General features: G+C 62.7%; 14 protein-coding genes, 1 pseudogene and 1 riboswitch. Of the genes and pseudogenes, 5 read left to right on the top strand and 10 right to left on the bottom strand.

Annotated elements, in window-relative coordinates; genetic code table 11:
• Window positions 1-801: 801 nt before the first annotated feature.
• The 4 genes from ABS769_RS15060 to ABS769_RS15045 all read right to left on the bottom strand — a co-directional run bounded on the left by ABS769_RS15060 (window position 802) and on the right by ABS769_RS15045 (window position 4,722).
• On the bottom strand, window positions 802-1,686 hold the full coding sequence (locus ABS769_RS15060; RefSeq protein ID WP_317063239.1) for a bestrophin family protein: 885 nt from the start codon (window positions 1,684-1,686) through the stop codon (window positions 802-804).
• A 148-nt stretch (window positions 1,687-1,834) separates the two neighbouring features.
• The gene (locus ABS769_RS15055) at window positions 1,835-2,431 is read right to left on the bottom strand and encodes an LON peptidase substrate-binding domain-containing protein (protein ID WP_317063238.1); all 597 of its coding nucleotides are present in this window, start codon (window positions 2,429-2,431) and stop codon (window positions 1,835-1,837) included.
• Window positions 2,431-3,798: a UDP-N-acetylmuramate:L-alanyl-gamma-D-glutamyl-meso-diaminopimelate ligase gene (gene mpl, locus ABS769_RS15050; protein WP_317063237.1), complete on the bottom strand. Its 1,368-nt coding sequence runs from the start codon at window positions 3,796-3,798 to the stop codon at window positions 2,431-2,433. The genes ABS769_RS15055 and mpl overlap by 1 nt, the downstream gene beginning before the upstream one ends.
• A gap of 360 nt (window positions 3,799-4,158) precedes the next feature.
• On the bottom strand, window positions 4,159-4,722 hold the full coding sequence (locus tag ABS769_RS15045) for an adenylate kinase (protein ID WP_006451255.1): 564 nt from the start codon (window positions 4,720-4,722) through the stop codon (window positions 4,159-4,161).
• A gap of 157 nt (window positions 4,723-4,879) precedes the next feature.
• On the opposite strand from ABS769_RS15045, the gene ABS769_RS15040 reads away from it, so the two are divergent.
• Window positions 4,880-6,136 (top strand): 6-phosphofructokinase, encoded by a 1,257-nt coding sequence (locus ABS769_RS15040; protein ID WP_317063236.1) that lies wholly within the window; start codon window positions 4,880-4,882, stop codon window positions 6,134-6,136.
• 287 nt (window positions 6,137-6,423) lie between these two features.
• Here ABS769_RS15040 and ABS769_RS15035 read toward each other — a convergent pair whose 3' ends face one another.
• Complete coding sequence (locus tag ABS769_RS15035) at window positions 6,424-6,948, bottom strand: hypothetical protein (RefSeq protein ID WP_317063235.1); 525 nt, start codon at window positions 6,946-6,948, stop codon at window positions 6,424-6,426.
• A gap of 251 nt (window positions 6,949-7,199) precedes the next feature.
• Between ABS769_RS15035 and ABS769_RS15030 the strand changes: the two genes are divergently transcribed.
• On the top strand, window positions 7,200-9,227 hold the full coding sequence (locus ABS769_RS15030) for a sodium-translocating pyrophosphatase (protein ID WP_317063234.1): 2,028 nt from the start codon (window positions 7,200-7,202) through the stop codon (window positions 9,225-9,227).
• 194 nt (window positions 9,228-9,421) lie between these two features.
• On the opposite strand, the gene ABS769_RS15025 is transcribed toward ABS769_RS15030, so the two are convergent.
• On the bottom strand, window positions 9,422-9,904 hold the full coding sequence (locus tag ABS769_RS15025; RefSeq protein ID WP_350498195.1) for a hypothetical protein: 483 nt from the start codon (window positions 9,902-9,904) through the stop codon (window positions 9,422-9,424).
• Between the two features lie 196 nt (window positions 9,905-10,100).
• Here ABS769_RS15025 and ppa point away from each other — a divergent pair, with 196 nt between their 5' ends.
• Window positions 10,101-10,637: an inorganic diphosphatase gene (gene ppa, locus ABS769_RS15020; RefSeq protein WP_006449843.1), complete on the top strand. Its 537-nt coding sequence runs from the start codon at window positions 10,101-10,103 to the stop codon at window positions 10,635-10,637.
• A gap of 113 nt (window positions 10,638-10,750) precedes the next feature.
• Window positions 10,751-11,899, top strand: a complete 1,149-nt coding sequence (locus tag ABS769_RS15015; RefSeq protein WP_043889416.1) for an HDOD domain-containing protein — start codon at window positions 10,751-10,753, stop codon at window positions 11,897-11,899.
• A gap of 229 nt (window positions 11,900-12,128) precedes the next feature.
• On the opposite strand, the gene ABS769_RS15010 is transcribed toward ABS769_RS15015, so the two are convergent.
• The 4 genes from ABS769_RS15010 to thiC form a co-directional block, all read right to left on the bottom strand.
• On the bottom strand, window positions 12,129-15,017 hold the full coding sequence (locus tag ABS769_RS15010) for a TonB-dependent receptor plug domain-containing protein (protein ID WP_023905020.1): 2,889 nt from the start codon (window positions 15,015-15,017) through the stop codon (window positions 12,129-12,131).
• Window positions 15,018-15,065: 48 nt separating this feature from the next.
• Window positions 15,066-15,959 (bottom strand): helix-turn-helix domain-containing protein, encoded by an 894-nt coding sequence (locus ABS769_RS15005; RefSeq protein WP_317062579.1) that lies wholly within the window; start codon window positions 15,957-15,959, stop codon window positions 15,066-15,068.
• 110 nt (window positions 15,960-16,069) lie between these two features.
• Entirely contained in the window at window positions 16,070-18,406 is a 2,337-nt protein-coding gene (locus ABS769_RS15000; RefSeq protein WP_317062596.1) for a winged helix-turn-helix transcriptional regulator, read from the bottom strand.
• 424 nt (window positions 18,407-18,830) lie between these two features.
• Window positions 18,831-20,708, bottom strand: coding sequence for a phosphomethylpyrimidine synthase ThiC (gene thiC / locus ABS769_RS14995; protein ID WP_317062580.1), 1,878 nt, complete (start codon window positions 20,706-20,708; stop codon window positions 18,831-18,833).
• Window positions 20,709-20,824: 116 nt separating this feature from the next.
• A riboswitch (TPP riboswitch) is annotated at window positions 20,825-20,922 on the bottom strand.
• Between the two features lie 304 nt (window positions 20,923-21,226).
• On the opposite strand from thiC, the pseudogene ABS769_RS14990 reads away from it, so the two are divergent.
• Window positions 21,227-24,000: pseudogene (locus tag ABS769_RS14990) on the top strand (TonB-dependent receptor).
• Window positions 24,001-24,045 lie beyond the last annotated feature (45 nt).

Below are 24,045 nucleotides of genomic sequence, written 5' to 3'. Positions count from 1 at the left end.
AGGTTGGTCATGCTGACATTGCCGCGCTGCGCCGGCAGGCAGTGTTCGATCAGAGAAAATTGTGCTGGCGTGATCTCCATGCACGATAGTTTAATCGCTCGGGCCATTAGTGTTAACAGGCCCTAATAAAACGTCTTGAACGCTGTATTGATGGCGGCAACACGTTCGCGTCACTTGGACGCAGTCGAATGTTTAGGTCAACAGCCTGATTGGTCGAGTGCGCGGTGCCCTCACCGCTCGCGGGACACGCCGCAAGTACGTCCATGTAGGCTCGGTGGCGGCATCCATGCCGCCACACGGTCCCGCAATCGGCAAGGACACCGCACCAGAGAGTTAATCGGTTGCTTTGTTCAAAACCATGCACACCGACCATCTTGATTGGTCCTTGCCCGCCCACCGTCGCGGGACCTTACGCGGCAAGGATGCTGCGTAAGAGCCTACACGACGTACTTGCGGCGTGTCCCGCGAGGGTAGGCGGGCAAGGGCCCTGCAGCCAAACCGCAGATCAGCCGCTCTGCAATCGACTCGCAGTCTGCTTTGCTTAAAACCATGCGCACCGACCATCCCGACTGGTCCTTGCCCGCCCACCCTCGCGGGACCTTACGCGGCATGGATGCCGCGTAAGAGCCTACACGACGTACTTGCGGCGTGTCCCGCGAGGGTAGGCGGGCAAGGGCCCTGCAGCCAAACCGCAGATCAGCCGCTCCACAACCGACGCATCCGCACCGTTCGATTACCTGAGAGCTTGCGCTTCAGCGCCGTGGATGTGCACAAGCCGCATTGGTCAAGGGCGCGATGCAATCACCACAACACACCATCCACCGGCTGCATCGGCTCCGGCGCCTGCTCGCCAATCGCCTGCAATGCATCGATTTCAACCGTGCGGCACATGCTGTCCAGCGGCAGATCGTGGATGGTGTTGGCGAACGGATCGACCAACTCGTCGCCGATCTTGAGCACTGCCAAAAACATCAAGCCCGCAACGGTCGAACCCACCGGTGTGGCGTATTGCAGCGTCTCCACCAGGCCGATCGGCAGCAACACGCAGAACAGCCGCGTAAACAGGTTCGGATAGAAGCGATATTGATACGGCAGCGGCGTATTTTTCAGCCGTTCCATACCGCCTTGTGCGTTGGCGATGTCCACCAGAATGCGCTCGACACTGGCCTGCTGGATGCTGTCGATCCAGCCATCGCGACGCGCCTGCTCCACGCTGCGCCCGGTGTTATCGAGTAGCCCATTGGCGACATTGGTGCGCATGATCACCGAGGCCACCTCATCGGCATCCAGCCGCGATTCCAGCACCGCATCCACTGGCAAACGGCGCAACTGGCAACGCAGCGCATGCACGTACGCGACCTGGCGCAACGCGATCGTGCGCCCCAGCGCTGCGGCTTCCGGCACGGACAATACGCTGATGCTCAGACGTACCAGGTTGCGCGATGCATTGATCATCTGGCCCCACAGCACGCGCCCTTCCCACCAGCGTTGGTAGGTCGAATTGGCACGAAACCCCAGAAACAACGCTAATGCCGAACCGAAGATGGTCAACGGCAACGCCGGCGCGCGGAACGGCAGCACGTAGTAGATGATCGTGATCAACACGTCCCAGACGAACAACACCGCCAGAGTCCGCCAGACCTGGTCGAACACATCGGATACACGCGGTTTGACATCGATGATCAAGGCACACTCCATGGATCGATAACGAGTGACGCCGTTGCGCGCATCCAGTGCATGGATGCCATCGTCAGCGCACTCAAGCGTGGCGAGTGTGCCGCTGCAGCGGTGCAAGCGCGGTGATGGGTCTCACCCGCGCCACAGCATCACCGCGTTACGGCATCCACGCCAGCAAATGATCCAGGCGCCGATGCGGGTCGTCCTGCTGCAACAACGACAGGCGTTGTTGTTCGGTCAGCGGCAGCAGCTCGGCCAACCGCCAACCCACCCAGGCCGCTTGATCCAGCAGGCCAGGCCCGGCCGATGCGAATTCGCCACCCACCTGTTCGAGCATGCGCTCGAGCACGGTGGCCAGCAGGCTGTGCTCGGGGCGCAACTCGTCATCGCTGTCAGGCTCGCACCAACTTACCTCGCCCACGACAAGCCCGTTGTCGCGGATGCGCGAACGCTGCACATGGAAGCGCCGCGTCCCGCGCAAACGCAGTACCAGCACACCGTCGGCACCAACGTCGAAATCCTCGATACGCACTTCGGTGCCGAACGCCGCCGGTGTCGCCGGTACGCCGACTTCTGCGCCATCCAGAATCAGACACACCCCGAAACTGGTGCCGGTGCGGCCGCACTCGCGCACCAGATCCAGATAGCGCCGCTCGAACACGCGCAAGCCCATCGCAGCGCCCGGCAACAGCACGTTGTGCAGCGGAAACAGCGGCAGTGCGCCGCTGTCGGCAGTGGTGGTCATTTCGTTCATCAGGACAGCTGCGCCAGAAAGCGACGCGGCGCGCCGTCGAAGCCGCCATTGGACATAAACACCACATGGTCGCCGGGCTGCGCAATCTCGCCCAGCATGTGCAGCAATGCATCCACGTCGTGCGCCACATGTGCATCACCGCGCACCTGTGCAACGATCGGCGCCGCATCCCAGGCCAATTCGGGCCGATGCAGGAACACCACCGCATCGGCATCTTGTAACGACGGCGCCAACGCCTGCGCATGCGCGCCCAGCCGCATCGAATTGCTGCGCGGCTCCATCGCCACCAGCACACGTGCCGCCCCGACCTTCGCACGCAAGCCCTGCAGCGTGGTCGCAATCGCGGTGGGGTGATGCGCAAAATCGTCGTACACGGTGATGTCGCGCGCCTGCCCCAGCACTTCCAGTCGCCGTTTGACGCTTTGAAAGCGCGCCAGCGCCGGCATGACCGTTGCCGGATCCACGCCCACTGCATGCACGGCGGCCAGCGCCGCCAACCCGTTGAGCACGTTATGTCGCCCGACCAGCGGCCAGTGCACCTGGCCGATCTCCACACCGCGATGCAGTACCGCAAACACGCTGCCATCGCCGGCGATCAAGCGTGCGCTCCACTCCAGCGCTGCATCGAAACCGAAGCGCTCCACCGGCGTCCAGCAGCCCATCGCCAGCACTTCGGCCAGGCGCGCATCTTCGCCGTTGACGATCAGCCGCCCGCGCGCCGGTACCGTGCGTACCAGATGATGAAACTGGCGCTGGATCGCGGCCACGTCGGGAAAAATGTCCGCATGGTCGTATTCCAGGTTATTGAGGATCGCCACCAGCGGCCGGTAGTGCACGAACTTGCTGCGCTTGTCGAAAAACGCGGTGTCGTATTCGTCGGCTTCCACCACGAATTCGCGCCCCTGCCCCAACCGCGCCGACACGCCGAAGTCTTCGGCCACCCCGCCGATCAAAAAGCCCGGCGCACGCCCGGCCGACTCAAGCAGATAGCTCAAAATGGTGGTGGTCGTAGTCTTGCCATGGGTACCGGCAACGGCCAGCGTGTCGCGACCCGGCAGCACCTGCTCGGCCAGCCACTGCGCACCGGAGGTGTAGCGACGCCCCGCGTCCAGCACCGCTTCCACGGCCGGGTTGCCGCGCGACAAGGCATTGCCGATGACTACATCGGTGGCATCGGCCGAAATATTGGACGGCGCGTAGCCCTGCGCCAGCGCGATCCCGAGCGTTTCCAGCTGCGTGGACATCGGCGGATAGATGGCCTGGTCGCTGCCCTCTACCGGCCAGCCCAGCTCGCGCGCAAGGGCGGCGACACCGCCCATGAAGGTCCCGGCGATGCCGAGGATGTGGAGTTTGGTCATGCCGCACATTGTCGCCGATCGCCGGAGTTACTGGACATTCCGATCCATCGCCAACGGCGCTGTCAGGAAACTCCTACCGTACTGTCGGGAATTTCCCGATATGCGAACCTCGTCACATATCTCACTATGCTGAACGCCAGTCGCAGCACCCTTTTGGTCCTACTCCCCAAGTGGCCAAAATCCCCAGGGGGCTCATGCTGTCGGGGCTCTGAGCAAGCCCATCACTGGCGTTATTCCGCCCCGGCCGTCTTGTACGACCGGGGTTTTTCTTTTTGCGGCGGTGCACATGCAAAAAGCCGCGCAGCCTGATGGCGCGCGGCCTTGTGAACCAGGTGCGTGGGCCAGGCGTCGCGCCCGGCCCCAGCCGACTCAGCGGCCCAGCGCCTTGCTGATGCGCTCGAGCACTTCGTCCAGCGAACCCACGCCATCGACGCGCGCCAGCTTGCCGCGCTGCTCGTAGAAGCCGATCACCGGTGCGGTGGAATCGGTATAGACCTGCAGGCGCTTGCGTACTGACTCGGGGTTGTCGTCTTCGCGGCCCTCGGCCTTGGCACGACCGGCGATGCGCTCGACCAGCAACTCGCTGGCGACATCCAACTGCACCACTGCATCCAACGGCTGACCGATCTTGCCGAGCAATTCGTCCAGCGCATTGGCCTGCGCCACGTTGCGCGGATAGCCGTCGAGGATGAACCCCTTGGCGACATCGGCCTGGCCGAGCCGCGCCTCCAGCATGCCGAGCAGAATTTCGTCGGACACCAGATCGCCGCGTGCCATCACTTCCTTGGCCTTCAGGCCCAGCGGCGAGCCAGCGGCCACTTCGGCACGCAGCAGATCGCCGGTGGAAATATGCGGGATCTCAAACGTGTCTTTGAGCCGTGTCGCCTGGGTGCCCTTGCCCGAACCGGGCGGTCCCAACAGAACCAATCGCATCAGTGGACTCCACTTTCGAATAAAAACGCGTTGCGGTTGGCGGCGTTAGACTCAGGTCTTCGCCAGCGCTGACCGTATGGTCGTGCAGCTTACCGCATCCGGGGAATGTCCCGGCACTGTCCCCTGCGCCATGCCCCCATTGAGGAGCCCGTCCCCTATGACCACTGGCAACTTGTTGTATGCCCAATCCGGCGGCGTTACCGCCGTCATCAACGCCACCGCCGCCGGTGTGATCACCGAGGCGCGCGCGCGCAAGATCAAGGTGCTAGCCGCACGCAACGGCATCCTGGGCGCATTGCGCGAGGAGCTGATCGACACCTCGAAAGAATCCGCCGCCGCGATCGCCGCACTGGCGCAGACTCCCGGCGGCGCATTCGGCTCGTGCCGCTACAAGCTCAAATCGCTGGAAGAAGACAGCGCCAAGTACGAGCGCCTGCTCGATGTGCTGCGTGCGCACGACGTGCGCTGGTTCCTCTACAACGGCGGCAACGACTCGGCCGATACCGCGTGGAAGGTCTCGCAACTGGCCAAGACCTACGGCTACCCGCTGCACTGCATCGGTGTGCCCAAGACCATCGACAACGATCTGGCGGTGACCGACACCTGCCCCGGCTTCGGCTCGGCGGCCAAATACACCGCAGTGTCGGTGCGCGAGGCGGCACTGGATGTCGCCGCCATGGCCGACACCTCGACCAAGGTCTTCATCTACGAGGCGATGGGCCGCCACGCCGGCTGGCTGGCCGCTGCCGCAGGCCTGGCCGGCCAGGGCCCGGACGAGGCGCCGCAGATCATCCTGCTGCCCGAACGCGCCTATGACCAGGCGGTGTTCCTGGCCAAGGTGAAACAGGTCGTCGAGAAGGTCGGCTGGTGCGTGGTCGTTGCCAGCGAAGGCATCCAGGATGCACGTGGCAGCTTCGTCGCCGACGCAGGCGGCGCAACCGACTCGTTCGGGCATGCGCAACTCGGCGGCGTGGCCTTGTTTCTCGCGGCGCAAGTCAAGCAGGAACTCGGCTACAAGGTGCACTGGACGCTGCCTGATTACCTGCAACGCTCCGCACGTCACCTCGCCTCCAAGACCGACTGGGAGCAGGCTCAGGCCGTCGGCAAGGCCGCGGTGCAATACGCGCTAAAGGGTATGAACGCGGTGATCCCGGTGATCGAACGCGTCAGCGACGCACCATACCGCTGGAAGATCGTGCCCGCCCCGCTGCACAAGGTGGCCAACCACGAAAAGAAGATGCCGCCCAGCTTCCTGCGCAAGGACGGCTTCGGCATCACCGAGCGCGCCCGCCGCTATTTCGCCCCATTGATAAAGGGCGAAGCTCCGCTGGCCTACGGCAGCGATGGCCTGCCGAAGTATGTAAGCCTGAAGAATGTGGCGGTAGCGAAGAAATTGCCTGCTTGGGAGGGCTGAGCTTCAGGTGTTGCCAGGCGGAAGAATCCATCGCTTCCATCGAGAGGACCGCATGCGTAACCTGCCCTAGCCTTCTCAGCATACTTTTGCAGAAAGCCGAGAGCAAAAGGCATCGGTGGATTAGCTGATTCCGCCAATGGAGCCTGGCAGCAAGAACTCGCTTGATTGCGCAATCACTTCAGCGCTACATCGTAGCGTTCGAAGCCGACCAAAAGACAAAACAGCGCATCCCAACATTGCCGGGGTGCGCTGTTTTTAGTATCTCGAAACGAAACAGAATCGCTCGTTTACTGACAAGCCTTGCCTTCCACCGTCATCTGCGCAGCAAACATCGGCACCTGCGGCATCTTTCCAGCGGCGGCCTGTTGCTTGGCGTCTTCCAGATAGATGCGTGACTGGCCTTGGCCATCGAGTTGCGGCTTTGCCTCCATCGGCTTGCGCCAGATGCGCACCACGGCCTGCTGCGCCGGGCAGGCGGCGCTCGGGACGCGGATCACGTCGTTGAAGATCCAACCCGATGCGACGCTGGGCGTGGCCTTGGCGAAATCCACGAAGCGTGCGCGTGGCTGGCAGGTCGGGCTGCTACGCACGACCGAGAAGGTGTATGGCTGCGCAGCGTTGCCTGTGAACACGCCTTCCAGACGAGCGCAGGCTTCTGGAATCTGGCGCAGGGTGTGTACGGCACCGACCGCTTGCGCGGTGCCCGCTGCACGCTGTTTCAACTCCGGCGTTGGCTCAGCAGCAAGCGCGTAGCTGGTGAGCAACAAGGCTGCAATCGTCACGGCAGACTTCGACGCGGCATAGTTCGACATACACACTCCTGGATCGGGTCGATCACGTTGGGCCGCAGGCTGTCACGCCGCGACTGAACAACGTGCCAAAACCGTGGTGGTGGCGGCCTCACAAGGTGCGGCGCATACTCGGCCGCGATCCGGCCACATGAACATCGCGACGCGCGTTACGGTCATTGTGGCCGTCGAGTCCGTATTCGCCAGTCCACTCGCTGCGTGCATCGCCCTTGGTTCGTCCCGACCGGACGACATCCATTCTCTTGGGAGGGGTCATGCTGGAACATTACGGATTACTGCTTGCACTGGGTTGTGCGGTCCTGGCAATCGTCTATGGAATTGTGTCGGCACGCTGGGTGATCGCGCAGCCGAGTGGTAACGCACGCATGCAGGAGATCGCTGCCGCGATCCAGGAAGGGGCGCGCGCTTATCTCAATCGACAGTACCTCACCATCTCGATCGCAGGCGGCGTGCTGTTCGTGTTGGTCGGGCTGTTTCTGAGCTGGTACACCGCGGTGGGTTTTACGATCGGCGCGGTGCTGTCGGGGCTGGCCGGCTATATCGGCATGAGCGTGTCGGTGCGCGCCAATGTGCGCACCGCCGAGGCCGCGCGGCATGGCATCGGCAAGGCAATGGATGTGGCCTTCCGCGGCGGCGCCATCACAGGCATGCTGGTGGTGGGTTTGGGATTGCTCGGCGTGGCCGGTTATTACGCGGTGCTGCAGGCGATGGGCCTGCCGCTGGAGCAAAACCTCCACGCACTGGTGGGGCTGGCGTTCGGGTCTTCGCTGATCTCGATCTTCGCGCGCCTGGGTGGCGGTATCTTCACCAAAGGTGCGGACGTGGGTGCGGATCTGGTCGGCAAGGTCGAAGCCGGCATTCCCGAGGACGACCCGCGCAATCCGGCGGTCATCGCAGACAACGTTGGCGACAACGTCGGTGACTGCGCAGGCATGGCAGCGGATCTGTTCGAAACCTATGCCGTTACCGTGATCGCCACGATGTTGCTGGGCAGTCTGACGCTGGCCGACACCGGGCCGCATGCGGTGCTGTATCCGCTGGTACTCGGTGGCGTGTCGATCATCGCCTCGATCGTGGGTGCGGGCTGCGTCAAGGTCAAAGCCGGTGGCTCGATCATGGGCGCGCTCTATAAAGGCGTGATCGTCTCAGGCGTGCTGGCCGCACTCGCCTACTGGCCAGTCACCCAGACGCTGATGCGCGACAACATCCATGGCGCGACGTCGTTGTATGTGTGCGCATTGATCGGCCTGGTGCTCACCGGCCTGATCGTCTGGATCACCGAGTACTACACCGGCACCCAATACAAGCCTGTGCAGCACGTGGCTGCGGCGAGCACCACCGGCCATGGCACCAACATCATCGCCGGGCTTGGCATCTCGATGAAATCCACTGCGCTGCCGGTGATTGCGGTGTGTGCGGCGATCTGGGGTGCGTTTTATTTCGGCGGGCTGTACGGCATTGCGACCGCCGCCACTGCGATGTTGTCGATGGCCGGCATGATCGTCGCGCTGGATGCGTACGGGCCGATCACCGACAACGCCGGCGGCATCGCCGAAATGGCCGAGCTGCCACCGGAAGTGCGCGCCATCACCGACCCGCTGGATGCGGTGGGCAACACCACCAAAGCGGTGACCAAAGGCTATGCGATCGGCTCGGCGGCGCTGGCCGCCTTGGTGCTGTTTGCCGACTACACCCACAACCTGCAGGCGGCCAATCCCGGCGAAGTCTTCGCCTTCGATCTGTCCGACCACACGGTGATCATCGGCTTGTTGATCGGCGGGCTGATCCCCTACCTGTTCGCGGCGATGGCGATGGAAGCGGTGGGACGCGCGGCAGGCGCAGTGGTCGAGGAAGTCCGCCGCCAGTTCCGCGAGATCCCGGGAATCATGGCCGGCACTGCCAAACCGCAATACGACCGCGCAGTCGACATGCTGACCCGCTCGGCGATCCGCGAAATGATCGTACCTTCGCTGTTGCCGGTCGTGGTGCCGATCGTGATCGGCCTGCTGCTCGGGCCACGTGCGCTGGGCGGGCTGTTGATCGGCACGATCGTCACCGGCCTATTCCTGGCGATCTCGATGACCACCGGCGGCGGTGCCTGGGACAACGCCAAGAAGTACATCGAAGACGGCCACTTTGGTGGCAAGGGCAGCGAAGCCCACAAGGCTGCGATCACCGGCGACACAGTCGGCGATCCGTACAAGGACACCGCAGGGCCGGCGATCAATCCGTTGATCAAGATCATCAACATCGTGGCCTTGCTGCTGGTGCCTTTGCTTTAGTGCGTTCCATGCCTTCTGAACGTGTGCAACCCGGCGTCAAGCAAGCAGGCCTCCAGCATCTTGGCCGGTGACGACGGATGACGGAGTAAAGCGCGGCTGATGCGGTTATCGCAGCACTCCGCTGCCATTGACATGCGACCGGGCCGGCAGCAGATAGGAGCTGCGCGAGATGCGCAGCTCCACCTGTCACACGCTCAAAGGCAGCCGATCAGGCCGTCATAAATCGGCGGCGCGCCGTTCGGCAGCGGCTCGAACAGCGGGTTGGTCACCGCCAAGGTGCGATACATCTCGTCCAGACCGGTCCCGGCCTTCAACGGCGCCGTGCAACGCCAGACCCGGCTATCGGAACGCAGGTACCCGCTGCGGGGATCGACGCTGATCTCGCTGGCGCCGAAGGTCCAGATGCAGCTGCGCACCATACCGGTCACCCGATGCACCGAGCAGCGGAAGCGTAGCGGCTGATAGTCGCTGAATTCGCCACCGCAAAAGGTGTCGCCGCAAATATTGTCGAAATCGCGTTCCAGCCGCTGCTCCAGATCGACGAACGCCTCCCAGCCTTCGCCATTGGCGGGCCAGTCCACCGCGTCGACGAAGGTCGGCGGCGGTGTTGCCGCGGCGGCAACCTGGGCGAACACCGACAGCAGCAGGACAACGAGCAAACGTGCGAGCTTGGACATGGCAATTCCCTTGCAGTGGATGAGCCTGCAGCGTGCGCCGCGCCTTTGGCCGCAACGATCGGGGAGCTGCTCATGATGAATGCGGACTATGCCGCATGCCGGGGTCGGCGCATTGCCCATTCAGTGTCGCTGCACCGCAACAGCCGAACGCGTAGAATCGCGCTCCACACACTGCTGAAGCCTCGGAGCTACGCGCATGGGACTGGAACTGGTCACCGCCGGCAAGAATCTGCCGGACGAAATCAACGTCGTCATCGAGATCCCCAAGGATTCCGAGCCGGTCAAGTACGAAGTGGACAAGGCCAGCGGCGCGATCTTCGTCGACCGCATCCTGTCGACCCCGATGCGTTACCCCTGCAACTACGGCTACGTACCCAACACCTTGTGTGGCGATGGCGACCCGGCCGATGTGCTGGTGGTGCTGCCGCTGCCGCTGGTGCCTGGCTCGGTGGTGCGTTGCCGTCCGGTGGGCGTGCTGCGCATGAGCGACGAAGCCGGTAGCGACGAGAAGATCCTGGCCGTGCCGATCGAGAAGATCTTCTCCGGCTATGCGCACATCGAGGACATCAATCAGGTGTCCAGTCACTGGATGGAGCGCATCGGCCACTTCTTCGAGCATTACAAGGACTTGGAGAAGGGCAAGTGGGTCAAGCTGGATGGCTGGGGCGGCGCGGCCGAGGCCAAGCGCATCCTGGTGGAGTCGGTGGAACGCTACAATTCCGACGCAGCCTGATCGATCGAGCGTGATGCAGTCCTGCAGATGCAGGGCGATCGGGATCACGCTTTTCGCGTGATCCCGGTGACCGCCGTCGGCAGATTGGGTACATTGCCGACAGCGTATGACCGGTGTCTGTCGCCGGTGACTCTTGGGGAAGTGTCTTGCGTATTCTGTTTGTTGGGGACGAAGCCAGCCTTCCGTCCGACCTGAGCGACTATGTCTCTGATCTGGGCGATCAGTGGCAGGCGCAGCAAGTGGCCGACGGAAATTCGGCGATCGAAGCTGCCGCATTATCGCCGTTCGATGCCGTCATCGTTGCACCGGTGCTGCCCGATCTCACTGCCGCCACGTTGCTGGGGCAAATCCGTACGTTGCGCCCGGACACCATTCGTATCGCGTTGATCGATGCGCAGGATGGCCAGCGCACCCCGCCGGCCCGCATCATCGGGGTGGCCCATCGCTTCCTGCCGATGCCGCTGGCACCGGAAGTCCTGCTTGAGGCGGTCACCAGCCTGGAAGAGCTGCGCGATCTGCTCACCAATCCGCGCTTGCGCGCCGCGATCGGGCGGATCGAGAAGCTACCGTCGCCACCGCATCTGTATCTGAGCCTGATGCACGCGCTGGAAGAAGACGAAGGCGCCGACGCGGCCGACATCGCCAAGCTGATCGCCGGCGACCCGGCGATTGCCGCAAAGGTGCTGCAGCTGTGCAATTCGGCATTTTTCTCCGGTGGCCGCAGCATCACCGATCTGCGCACAGCGGTAACACGTCTGGGCGTGGCGACGCTGCGCGACCTTGTGCTGGCCAGCGAAGTATTTTCGGTGCAGACCCTGACCCCGGCCGAGCGCAATGCGATGCAGCGCCGCGCCCTGCTCTCTTCGCGTCTGGCTGCAAAAGTGTTGCCACCGACCAGTGCAGAACTCGGCTCCACCGCCGCACTGCTGGCCGATATCGGCCTGTTGCTGCCCGGCGTGCGCGACGAGCGCGAACCGCCGGCCGAAGGCGGCGACGAGCGCCTGGGCCACACAGAAGCGGGCGCGTACCTGCTCGGCCTGTGGGGCCTGCCGATGCCGATCATCGAAGCGGTGGCCTTCCATCGCCACCCGCAGCGCTCCAGCCTGCGCAGCTTCTGGGTGACCGGCGCGGTGCATGTCGCCACGGCACTGGCCAGCGGCGAAGCCGTGGACGAAGAGTATCTGTCCAAGGTGGGCGTGATCACGCGCCTGCCGAAGTGGCGCGAGCAGGCCGAGACGTTGTTGGGGCTCGCCGAGGCTTAAAACCAAGGCGCTACTGCTGATGTAGCAAGCCGATATAACAAGAAGGGCGCGACATGGTCGTGCCCTTATTCTTTGGCTGTTTCCAGCTGTTTTTCCAGGCCATTTTCTTGAATAACTGGCTACAAAACACAGCGAATATAGCTGTCGCTCGCCCCGCATTGCTCGCGCACAGACAAAAAAAACGGGCCTTTCGGCCCGTCTTTTTTGTCACCTTACGACGCTTCGATGATCAGAAGCGCTGGTTGTACTGCACGAACAGGAAGCGGTCGTAATCCAGCATCGGATCGATCGCCGCAGTGCTGCTGTTGGTGATCGAGTAGGTCACCGGCGGCTGCTTGTTCCAGATGTTGCGGGCACCGACGGTCACGCTGCCATCCCACGGAGCCTGCCAGGTGACAGAGACGTCCTGGTAGGAGATCGAGCCCTTCTTGTTGGAACCGGTGCCACCGCCCCAGCCCGGATTCGGGGTCTGGTAGTTCGGGTTGTTGCACTCGATGCCTGCCGCTGCATCCCAGCAGTAATCACGGAAACCACCGTAGTAACGCAGGTTCCAGTTGGCCGACAACGCACCCAGCGACCAGTCCAGACCCAAGGTGGCACGCACGCGCGGGAAGTTCCAGTAGCCGGCGGAGTTTGCCCACTCGGCACCGGCTTCTGCCTGCGACTTGTAGGTGGCCAGGTAGTTGGTGTCCAGGTTGACAGCGAACTTGCCGTACGCGGTTTCCGGCATGCGGTAACGCACACCGAAGTTGTAGCCTTCGGTTTCCAGACGGCCCAGGTTGACGTTGCCGCGGCTCAGCGTGGTGACCTGCCCGGTGACCGCGTCGCGACCGTAGTCGGCGCAGTAGCTGGCCAGGCTGTTGAGGTAGCAGTTGTTCAACACATCATTGGCCGTCAGCGACGTGATGATGTTGGAGATCGAAATGCGGTACCAATCCAGCGAGAAGTCCAGGCCCTGCACCCAATGCGGGCTGTACACCATGCCCACGGTGCGGGTGATGCTGTATTCCGGCTCAAGCTCGGCATTACCCACGCCCGAATTGAACGGCGCATTGCCCTGCACGTCGCGACGCGTCACCGGGTTGCCTGCAGTATCGGTCTGACGGAAACCAGCCGGCAAGCCTTCGCCTGCGCAGCGCGCTGCCACACCCGCATTGCCCAGCGAACCGAAGGTCGCATCGCACGGATCGGTGAAGGTATCGAACGTCTGCGAGCCGCCACCGAAGGTGTCCGACAGGGTCGGCGCACGGAACCCGGTGCCGTAGGTACCGCGCACCAGCAGATCGTCGATCGGCTTCCAGGTGAAGCTGAACTTGCTGTTGGTGGTGTCGCCGAAGCGACTGTAGTTGCTGTAACGCGCGGCCACGTCGAACGACAGTTCCTTGGCGCCCGGCAGATCCTTCAGCACCGGAATCAACAGCTCCAGGTAGGCTTCGTTGGTCTGGTAGCGACCTTCGGTTGCCTGTGCGGCCAGATCGGTGGTGTAACCGGCGCTGGACAGCTGATCCGGATAGTCGTAACCGCTGATTTCGCGGTGTTCGACGCCTGCGGCGAAGCCCAGTTCACCGGCCGGCAGGTCAAACAGGCCACCGGTAACGTTGGCGGTCCACTGCTTGCTCAGGCTCTGCTGCGTCGACTGACCCAGTGCATTGATGTACTGCAGCGCGTTCGGTGTGGAGGCCGAAGGGCCACCCAGGATGTTGAACGGGGTGCACTGGCCCAGCGCGTTGCTGGTGCCCAGCGGCAGCGGGCTGGCAGCCGTACCGCACTGCACCTGACCCTGTGCATTGAGGAACGACGGGCCCAGCGCCTTCTGCAACGCCAACAGGTTGATGTTGCCGCGCGAAACCTGCGTCACATCGTACTTGTTGTAGTTGAAGCCCACGTCCCAGTTCCAGCCGTGGCTACCCACGTCGAACACGCCTTCCAGCGCTGCATCGAAATGCAGGGTCTTGACGTTGCTTTCGGTGGTGCGCGGCAGTTCGACCGTGCGGCGGAACCAGCTGGTGATGTCCTGGCCGACCGGGTTGTAGTAGCTGCTGCCGCTGATCGCCACCGGAAACTGCGGCTGCGAAGAGGCCTGCAGCGGGTAGCCGGCGATCTGACGGTTCGAGTCGCGCTCGGAGTACATCGCCGTCGACTTGAAGGTGATGCTGTCGGTGATGTTGTAGCTGCCGGTGGTGAAGATCGACTTGTTGCGGCTGGACTGCTGCAACATCATCTGGTCGACGGAGTTGTAATAGTCGTCGGTGGTGATGTCGTTGTGGTAGTTAGCGATGTTGCGCGAATCGGCACCCACGCCACGGCCGTCGAACGAACCGGTGTGGTTGAGGATGTAGGTTTCACCATTGGAGGTGAAACGACCCCACGGGCCGGTCGCGCTCAGGCTGTCTTCGATGTGGTTCGGGCCGGCCGAGTAACGGGTCAGCGCGCGATCCTTGGCCCACACGGGATCTTCGTTGGTGTAGTTGGCGCCGAACACCAGCGACGCACGGTCGGTGGTGGTGCCGGCGGTGAAGGAGTACTGCTCCTTGGAACCGTCGCCACGACCGTTCTGGCCAAAATACGCCGAGGCTTCTGCACCGTCGTAGTTCTGGCGCAGGATGATGTTGACCACACCGGCCACGGCGTCGGAGCCGTAGATCGCCGAGGCGCCGTCCTTCAGCACTTCGATGCGCTCGATCAACGAGCTCGGGATGGTGGACATGTCGGTCAGGCCGTTCAGGCTACTGGTCCAACGCTTGCCGTTCACCAGCACCAGGGTGCGGTTCTCGTTCAGGTTATACAGGTTGACGTATTGGCCGCCCTGCTCCGGGTCGGAGGTCAGCACTGCAGCCTTGCTGTAGGTCTGGGTGCCGGCAATCGACAGGTTCTGGAGGATGTCGCCAACGCTGACCAGACCCGACTTCTGAATGTCCTGCTGGGTGACGGTGAACACCGGCTGTGCGGTTTCAACGTCGACCGAGCGGATGCGCGAGCCGGTGATTTCAATGCGGTCCAGCGTCGTGGTCGACGGGGCGGACTGCTCTTGTGCATTGGCGGCAAAAGCCGGCGTCAACGCGATCGCAATACCGGCGGGCAACAGGCCCAGCCGCACTGCGGAGGTGCGAAGGTTCATCAATCTCTCCAGGGTTCGTTAGTGGCGCGTTAAGCGCCCCCGTGCAAATTACGATTGCGTGAACATCGTCGCTTTGCGCGTCACGTTCCGTGGCTTTGCCGAATCTGGCGGATTTGTCGTTTGGTCGCGATAACGCGATGCGGAGACACCGAAGCGCGCACGAAACGCACGTGCGAAGCTGCAGCAATTGTCGAAGCCGCTTGCCGCCGCAACCTCGCCGATCATCATCGAGGTATCGCGCAACAAATCGGATGCACGCTCCAGGCGCAGACGTGCAGACAAGGCCTGCGGACTCTCTTCGTACAGGCTCTGAAACGTCTTGGAGACATACCAACTGGAGAAGTTGGTCAGCTGCGCCAGCTCGGCAATGCGCACCACGCGGTCGCTGTTGCCTTCCAGATACATGCGTGCGCGCTGCATACGGCCAAACACCTGACGGCGACGGCTACGCGAGCGACCCGGGCAGCGCTGCTCCTGTTCGATGAAATCGCGCTGCATCGCCGCCAAGTGCAGCAGCAACGGACGCGCCGGCGCACTGCCGCTTTGTGCGGCCGCATTGCGCCATAAACGCAGAGCGATGCGCAGATCGCTACGCGAGAGCTGGCTGCGACCTGGATACAAGGTCGCATCGGTCAACTCGGACAACGATTGCAGGCTTTCACTATCCAGGCTGACACCGACACAGAGTGCGTTGCGGTCCGCTTGTACCGTGGGATGGGAGTCCTTGTCGAAGGCGATCCAGTCGCCGGCACGCAGACGGAAGCGCCCTTCCTTGGATTCCACCCATGCGCGGCCACGCAACTGCACCCACAACGTAAAGGTGGTGGCCATGGTGCGGATGCTGCCCAGACGCGAGACCGCCAGACAGGTCGTCGATGTCGACTCGCTCGCACCATCCAGTGAAAGTGCGAGCCCGCGATCTGCGGTGATGACCTGTTGCATGGTGGCAGCCCCCTGTACAAAAGAAGGCGTAGTGTTTTGCCGAATCTGGCGCGAGTCAGGAAGTTATGACGAAGGTGTGCCGAAATTGACACGAAGCCTTTCCGAAAAACTTACGAAGCCAATTTCCCGAGTAAGAACAACGCGTTGGAGATGAAACCGGTGGTCACCGCCGTACGTTGCGGCAATGGCATGAAGGCAATCGCGCTGCCGTCTTCTTCTGCCAACGCCACGTACATCGCGCCACTGCGCTGGTCCACGCTGAAGCCGTTGATGGTGGTGAATTTGCTCACATCCAGACACTGCCCGTGCCCGCTGCGCAAGTCGCTGTCATGCGTGGCACAGCTGTCGTTGGACGACAGGTAATGCAGTTGGCCGTGGGCTCCCGGTGCCCAACTGCGATAACGCCAGCGCGATGGCTGTCGGGAATCGATCGACTGCAAGGTCTGGGCTGCCAAGGTCGGCGCGATCTGCCATAAGCCGCCACCGGTCAGGCGCGTCAGCAGTACCTGCCCGGTGATGCGGTCCAGGCGCAACTGCGAGACGTCCTGCAGCGATGCGATCGCACGCCACGGACTGCTGCGTCTGTCGTACAGGGTGGCGAAGGTGTGCCCGTCTTCTGCCGCAGCGAGCACCAGCAATTGATTGGGATCGGGAAGGTGAATCGCCTGCAACGGCCGCGGTTGCGGCACCGGCAGACGCACCACCTTTCCGCTGCTCGGGGTGACCTCGAACAACGCCGCATGCCCGTCCGCATCGCTACCGCTGACCAGCACGTGCTGCGAATCGGCCGACCAATCGGCGGCCTGACGCGAATCCGGCCGCAGCCCTTCGATCAAACGCACCGAACCGGGCTTGCCAACATCGCCCCACCACAGCCCATACGCCCCGGAACGATTGGAGGCGAAGATCAGCTGGCGCCCGTCCGGCGCGATCATCGGCTGGTCGTCGCGACCGCTGGAGGGGAACAGGCGGCGCCGGATGTAACCGCCATTCATCGGGTCGCGAATGACCTGGTAGACGCCGAATTGCGGTTTGCGTTGCACGAACACCAGATGGTTGTGTGCCACGTCCGGCGCCTGGGCATCGTCCACGCCCAGGTCGTGCAGGCTGCGGTCGCGCAGATCGAGTTGATACAAGCGCGCCTCGCTGTCCACACGGCGCCCGAAAATCAATCCGCTGCCATCCGGCAACCAGCTCCAGCCACGGATATCGGCGTTGTCGTGAGTGAGGCGCTCGGCGGTGCCGCCGGTTGCAGGGATGCGCCATAGATCGCCCAGTTGTGGATTCCGCAGGAACACGATCCAGTGCCCGTCCGGCGAATAGCGCGGTGCGTAATCGAAATCCTGCGGCTGCGCGCTGTAGACCAGTGGCTGCCACTGCCCGGTTTCCAGATCCAGGCGGCGAATGCGCGGTGCGCCCTGCGCGCCGGTCATGCTGCCGAACAACAAGCCGCGGCCGTCTGGCGACCAGCTGAAACTCAGCATGTCCGCACCATCGCAACGCACCACTTCACGTGCGGCAGCTGGGCCGTTTGCGGCGGCGATCATGATGCGACAGCTGCCATCCGGGGCCTGCCGTGAGAAAGCGATTTCGCGACCATCCGGCGACCAGGCCGGCAGTCGATCAGAGATGCCCGCCGCTGGCGTGTCCAGCACCCGCGGATAGGCGTTATTGGTGGTCTTGACCAGGATCGAGGTGCCGGCGCGGTCGCTGGTCAGCGAGGCGTAGGCCACCATCGCCCCATCCGGCGACAAGCTTGGTGTGAGATCGAAACCGCCACCTGCGGTGATGATCTGGTACGGGCGTTTTGGGCTGCCCAGCACGGCGGACGCTGCCGTGGCGCCCTCCACTGGCGCTCGCAGCCACAGCGTGTGCGCAACCAGTCCGAGCAGCACCAGCAAGGCCACCGCGGTGATCACCAACGCTATCCGGCGGCGTTTACGCGATACATCTGGCGTTATGGCCGACGGTGCTGCGTAGCGCTCGCTGGTAGCCTCAGGTTGCTGCGACGAGGCCATGTCAGTGACCGCAGGGGACGCATCGACATCGGTCTGTAGACCGCTCGACGGCACTGCAGCAAGCGCGCCTGCAACCGCATGCCTTGAAACGTCGGCCGGCGCTTCCCACACCACCGGCGCCATCAGGCGATAGCCGGTCTTGGCGATGGTCTCGATATGCTCGGAGCGTTGCCCCCCGTGACTGGCGAGTGCCTTGCGCAATTGGGTGACTGCCTGGGTCACCACATCGTTGCTCGGCAAGGTGCTGGGCCAGACCTCGGCGAGCAACTGCTCGCGCGTCACCACCTGCCCTGGCTGCCGGGCCAGGGTCAGCAACACCGCCAAGGATTTCGGCGCCAGCCGTGGCGCCCTCTTCGCACCAGGAGCGTGCACTTCGCGCGAGGCGATATCGACCACGCACTGACCGACACGCAGCCGGCCCGATGGCATTGCATTAGCGGAAGAAACACTCATCGGCAACAGAACGCATCGGCATGCAAGGACGACAAAGAACGCATCACGCACATTGCGCGAAGCGCCAAATTCAGCAAAGGACCACGACCAACTGTGTCATGCATCCAATTGGTGCAAATTTTACGCTAAGCCTCGTTGCTTCCTACGACAGGTGGCGACGTCAGGCTCTCTCTCTCTCGCCGACGAATTCAAATAATTACGACGTTCCCCTTCGCGCCTCTGGCGCGATTTTTTTATCTGCGATTCAGGTAAATGCCCTGAGATGTTGATGCCCTGTAACCGCTTGCAGGCAGGCCGCGCCACGGCACTTGCGCACCGCGACGCGTTCTGTCTAATGCGAAGCTGAATTTTTCTTAAGCAGCCTTCCGATTGCGTGGCCGACACTCACTGCACACAGGTGTCACAACGCGCGATACACCTGCGCGCCCTGCGCGAGAAACTGCACCGACTTCTCTTCCATGCCAGCAGACAAGGCATGCGCTTCGCCCATGCCATGCTCGGCCGCGTAATCGCGCACGTCCTGGGTGATCTTCATCGAACAGAAGTGCGGGCCGCACATCGAACAGAAGTGCGCCAGCTTGTGCGCATCCTTGGGCAGGGTTTCGTCATGGAACTCCTTGGCCTTTTCGGGATCCAGGCCGAGATGGAACTGGTCGTCCCAACGGAATTCGAACCGCGCCTTGCTCAAGGCGTTGTCGCGCACCTGCGCACCGGGATGGCCCTTGGCCAGGTCGGCCGCATGCGCGGCGATCTTGTACGCCATGATGCCGTCGCGCACATCCTGCCGGTTGGGCAATCCAAGATGCTCCTTCGGCGTGACATAGCAGAGCATCGCGGTGCCGAACCAGCCGATCATCGCCGCGCCGATCGCGCTGGTGATGTGGTCGTAGCCGGGCGCGATATCGGTGGTCAGCGGCCCCAGGGTATAGAACGGCGCTTCGCCGCATTCGCGCAGCTGCTTGTCCATGTTCTCCTTGATCAGCTGCATCGGCACATGCCCCGGCCCTTCGATCATGGTCTGCACGTCGTGCTTCCACGCCAGTTTGGTCAGCTCGCCCAGCGTTTCCAGCTCGCCGAACTGCGCTGCATCGTTGGCATCGGCAATGCAGCCCGGGCGTAAGCCATCGCCCAGCGAAAACGCCACGTCATAGGCCTTCATGATCTGGCAGATGTCTTCGAAGTGGGTGTAAAGAAAGTTTTCCTTGTGATGGGCCAGGCACCACTTGGCCAGGATCGACCCACCGCGCGAGACGATACCGGTGACACGCTTGGCCGTCAGCGGCACGTAGCGCAACAGCACACCGGCGTGGATGGTGAAGTAATCCACGCCTTGTTCGGCCTGCTCGATCAAGGTGTCGCGAAAGATCTCCCAGGTGAGTTCTTCGGCGCGCCCGTCGACCTTTTCCAGCGCCTGATAGATCGGCACCGTGCCGATCGGCACCGGCGAGTTGCGGATGATCCACTCGCGCGTTTCATGGATGTGCTTGCCGGTGGACAGGTCCATCACCGTGTCGCCGCCCCAGCGGATCGACCACACCAGTTTCTCCACTTCTTCGGCAATGCCCGAAGACACCGCGCTGTTGCCGATGTTGGCGTTGATCTTGGTCAGGAAATTGCGACCGATGATCATCGGCTCGCTTTCCGGGTGATTGATGTTGTTGGGCAGGATCGCGCGACCACGTGCGATTTCGTCGCGCACGAATTCCGGTGTGATGCGTTGCTGGATCGCCGCACCGAAGGCTTCGCCTGGATGCTGCTTGCGCAGCATCGCGTCGGTCACCGCCTCCAGCCGCTGGTTTTCGCGAATCGCCACGAACTCCATCTCCGGGGTGATGATGCCGCGCCGCGCGTAGTGCATCTGGGTGACGTTGGCACCTTCGCGCGCCACCCGCGGCAAGTGCCGCGCAGGAAAGCGCACTGCATCCAGGCGCGCATCGTGCTCACGGCCGCGCCCGAAGCTGGAACTCAGGTCATCCAGCGCCACGGTATCGCCGCGTTCGGCGATCCAGCGCGCGCGTAGCGGTGCCAGGCCGGCGGCAAGATCGATCGCGGCGTGCGGGTCGGTATACGGCCCGGAGGTGTCATAGACGCTGAGCGGCGCGTTGTCTTCGCCACCGAACAGGGTCGGTGTGCGGGTCAATGCGATCTCGCGCATCGGTACCTGCAGGTCGGCGCGCGAGCCCTGCACGAAGATCTTGCGGGACCCGGGAATCGGCTGGGTCACAGCCTCGGACAGCGACTGGGCTTGTTGCTGCAAAACGGTAGGCGCGGCATTCATGGCGTTCGTCCTGTGTGCTGGAAAACCAGCACCAACGGCGCTGGCTCTGCGAAGGATTCGCAGTGCGGACGAAGCGGCGGCGCTCAATGGCAGAGTGCCCGTGCAGCGCACGGACCATCGCATCTAACGAAGCTTCCCTACGCCGGTATCAACCGGATCAGGTTCGAAGGGACTATCTCAACCGCAGCGCGCTGCGGTACCCCCACTTCGGCGGCGATTAAACCACATCGCACCCGCTCGCGGCATGTGTCCGCGCCCGTCATCCCAGGTCAACACGGCACACGCGCATCGATGCGCCGGCACTGCATGGCGCGTCCACGCATTGCGCGCGTTGCGCCGCAACAACACGCCGATTCACGAAAAACGGTGGTGACACCCGCTCGTTAAATTCCCGCTAAGCCTTCGTGTCATGCAGATGAAATCGCATGCCACGGCGGTGTCATTCAACGGGAATCGCCTCGCCTCTTCCTCTACCGGGAACCGCCGTACACATGAATATGCCCATGCTCCACCCGACCCTGCGTCGGGGCTCGCTCGCGATCGCCATTGGCCTGTGCGTCACCAATAGTGCTGTGGCCCAGGAAGAGACCGATAAGAGTCCGACCAACCTGGACAAGATCGAAGTCACCGGCTCGCGCATCCGCTCGGTCGATGTGGAAAATTCGCAACCGGTGCTGGTGCTCACGCGACAGGACATCGAAAAACAGGGCCTGACCTCGGTGGCCGATGTGCTCAGGCGCATTCCCTCCAACGGCGCGACGATGAACACCACCGTCAATAACGGCGGCGATGGCTCGGCCACGGTGAGCCTGCGCAATCTCGGCGCATCGCGCACCTTGGTGCTGGTCAACGGGCGGCGTTGGGTTTCAGGCCTGTCCGGCTCGGTGGATCTCAACACCATTCCCTCGGCAATCGTCGAACGCGTGGAAGTGCTCAAGGACGGTGCCTCGTCGATCTATGGCTCCGATGCGATTGCCGGCGTGGTCAACATCATCACGCGCAGCGATTTCGATGGTGCCGAAGTCAATGCTTATGTCGGCCAGTACGGCCAGGGCGATGGGCAGCGCACCTCGTTCGATGCCACTGTGGGCGCCACCAGCGCGAGCGCGGCAACCTGGTGATCGGGCTGTCCAGCGTCAAGGAAGATGCGGTGATGGCAGGCGACCGCGAGATCTCGGCCGAGCCGGTGTACGGCGCCGGTTCGTCGGCCTACAGCAGCTACTCGGCCAGCGGCCGTCTACGTGCAGATGGCAACAGCGGTGCGTGGACGGTGCTGCCCGGCAGCGCAACTGCCAGCGGCGACAGCAACTACCCACGCTACGGACTGGATCAATACACCTCCTTCAACACCTCCGAGTACGGCTACAACTACGCCAAAGACAATTATCTGGTCACGCCGCAGAAGCGCGATGCGCTCTATGTGCAAGGCAACTACGCACTCACCGACAACGTGCGTTTCAAGTTCGACGGGCTCTACAACCGCCGCCAATCCTCGCAACAGTTGGCCGGCTTTCCACTGGCCTCGGTCAACACCGGCATCCTGATGAGTGGCGACAGTTACTACAACCCCTACAACAGCACCTATGGCGGCGATGGCCGCGATGTGGGTTGGTCGCACCGCTTGACTGAGTTCGCGCGCACCTACCAGCAGGACGTCAAGACCTCGCACGTCTATACCGGGCTGGAAGGCGACTTCCAATTCGCGGACAGGCAATTCAGTTGGGACGTGGGCTTTGCACACAACCAGACCGACCAGACCGAAACGCAATACGGCGATGTCAATCTGCTCAACCTCGGCAATGCACTCGGTGCATCCGGCATCGTCAACGGTACCTTGTCGTGCCTGGACAGTGGCGGCGCGGTGATCACCGGCTGCGTGCCGTTCAATCCCTTGTCGCCGGCAGGCGGCGTGACCCAGGAAATGCTGGACTACATCCTGTTCACCGCGCACAACACCTATCAGTACAAGAACAGCAGCGTGACCGCCAACATCACCGGCGACTTGTTCGAACTTCCCGCCGGTTGGATGCGCTTTGCGGCCGGCGTCGAACATCGCGAAGAGAGCGGCTTCTCCTCACCCGATGCGTTGATCTCAGCCGGCTATACCTCGGGCAATGCGTTCACCCCGACTTCCGGCGCGTACACGCTCAACGACTACTACACCGAAGTGGCGATTCCGCTATTGAAAGATATGGCCGGTGCGCAATTGCTGGAGTTGAGCGCAGCGGTGCGTTACTCCGACTACAACACATTCGGCAGCACCACCAATAGCAAGTTCGGTTTCAAGTGGAAACCTATCGCCGACCTGTTGATTCGCGGCAACTACGCCACCGGTTTCCGCGCGCCATCGATCGAAAATCTGTATCTGGGTGCGTCGGACAGCTTCGATACGTATTCGGATCCCTGCTCGACCAACAGCACGTCCTACACCAGCGCGATTGCCGCGGCATGTGCAAGCGGTGGTGTGCCGGCGAACTACGTCGCCGAATACAACAGCGCCAACGGCAACTCCGGCCAGACCATCTATCCGTTCACCTACGCCAGCAACGCCAACCTGCAGCCGGAAAAATCCAAGAACACCACACTCGGTTTCGTCTACAGCCCCGCCGCGGTGCAAGGCCTGGATCTGTCGCTGGACTGGTGGAAGATCAAGATCACCGATGCCATCACCGAATTCAGCGCCAACCAGATCCTGTCGCAATGCTACGAGTTCAACGTCTCGGCCCTCTGCGATCTGGTCACACGCGATGCCACCGGCACCATCACCGGCCTGGTGATCCAGCCGGTGAACGTCGGAGAGCAGCGCATGCAGGGCTACGACTTCACCGCGCGTTACAAGTTGCCGGAAACGGCGATCGGCCAGTTCATGCTCACGCTGGATTCGACCTACGTGGCCGTCAACGAGCAGAAGCAGGACGACACCTCGGCATGGGAAAGCTACAACGGCATCTATCACACCGACAACCCGAACTGGCGCACGCGCGGCACGCTCACCCTGGACTGGAGCTACGGCAATCTGGCCGCCAACTGGGCCGTGCGTTACTACTCCGGCATGAGGGACGACGACTCGGAGCTGGATGACAACGGCAACTATCGCCACGTCGCGGCCACTGCCTTCAACGACATGCAGGTGTCTTATCAATTGCCGTGGAATGCCACCGTGCGTGTAGGCCTGAACAATGTCTTCGACCGCGACCCGCCGGTAGCGATCAGCGCCTCTGCCAACTCGTTCGATTCGGCCTATGCCATCCCGGGACGCTACAGCTACCTGCAATACACCCAGCGCTTCTGATCCGCCGCCGTTGACGCGCTGATCCGCTGTCTGGACATGTGTGTC

It is taken from the genome of Xanthomonas hortorum (assembly GCF_040279205.1).
In the GTDB taxonomy this organism is placed as follows: Bacteria; Pseudomonadota; Gammaproteobacteria; order Xanthomonadales; family Xanthomonadaceae; genus Xanthomonas; species Xanthomonas hortorum_F.
This window is presented reverse-complemented; position numbering and strand designations above follow the sequence as displayed.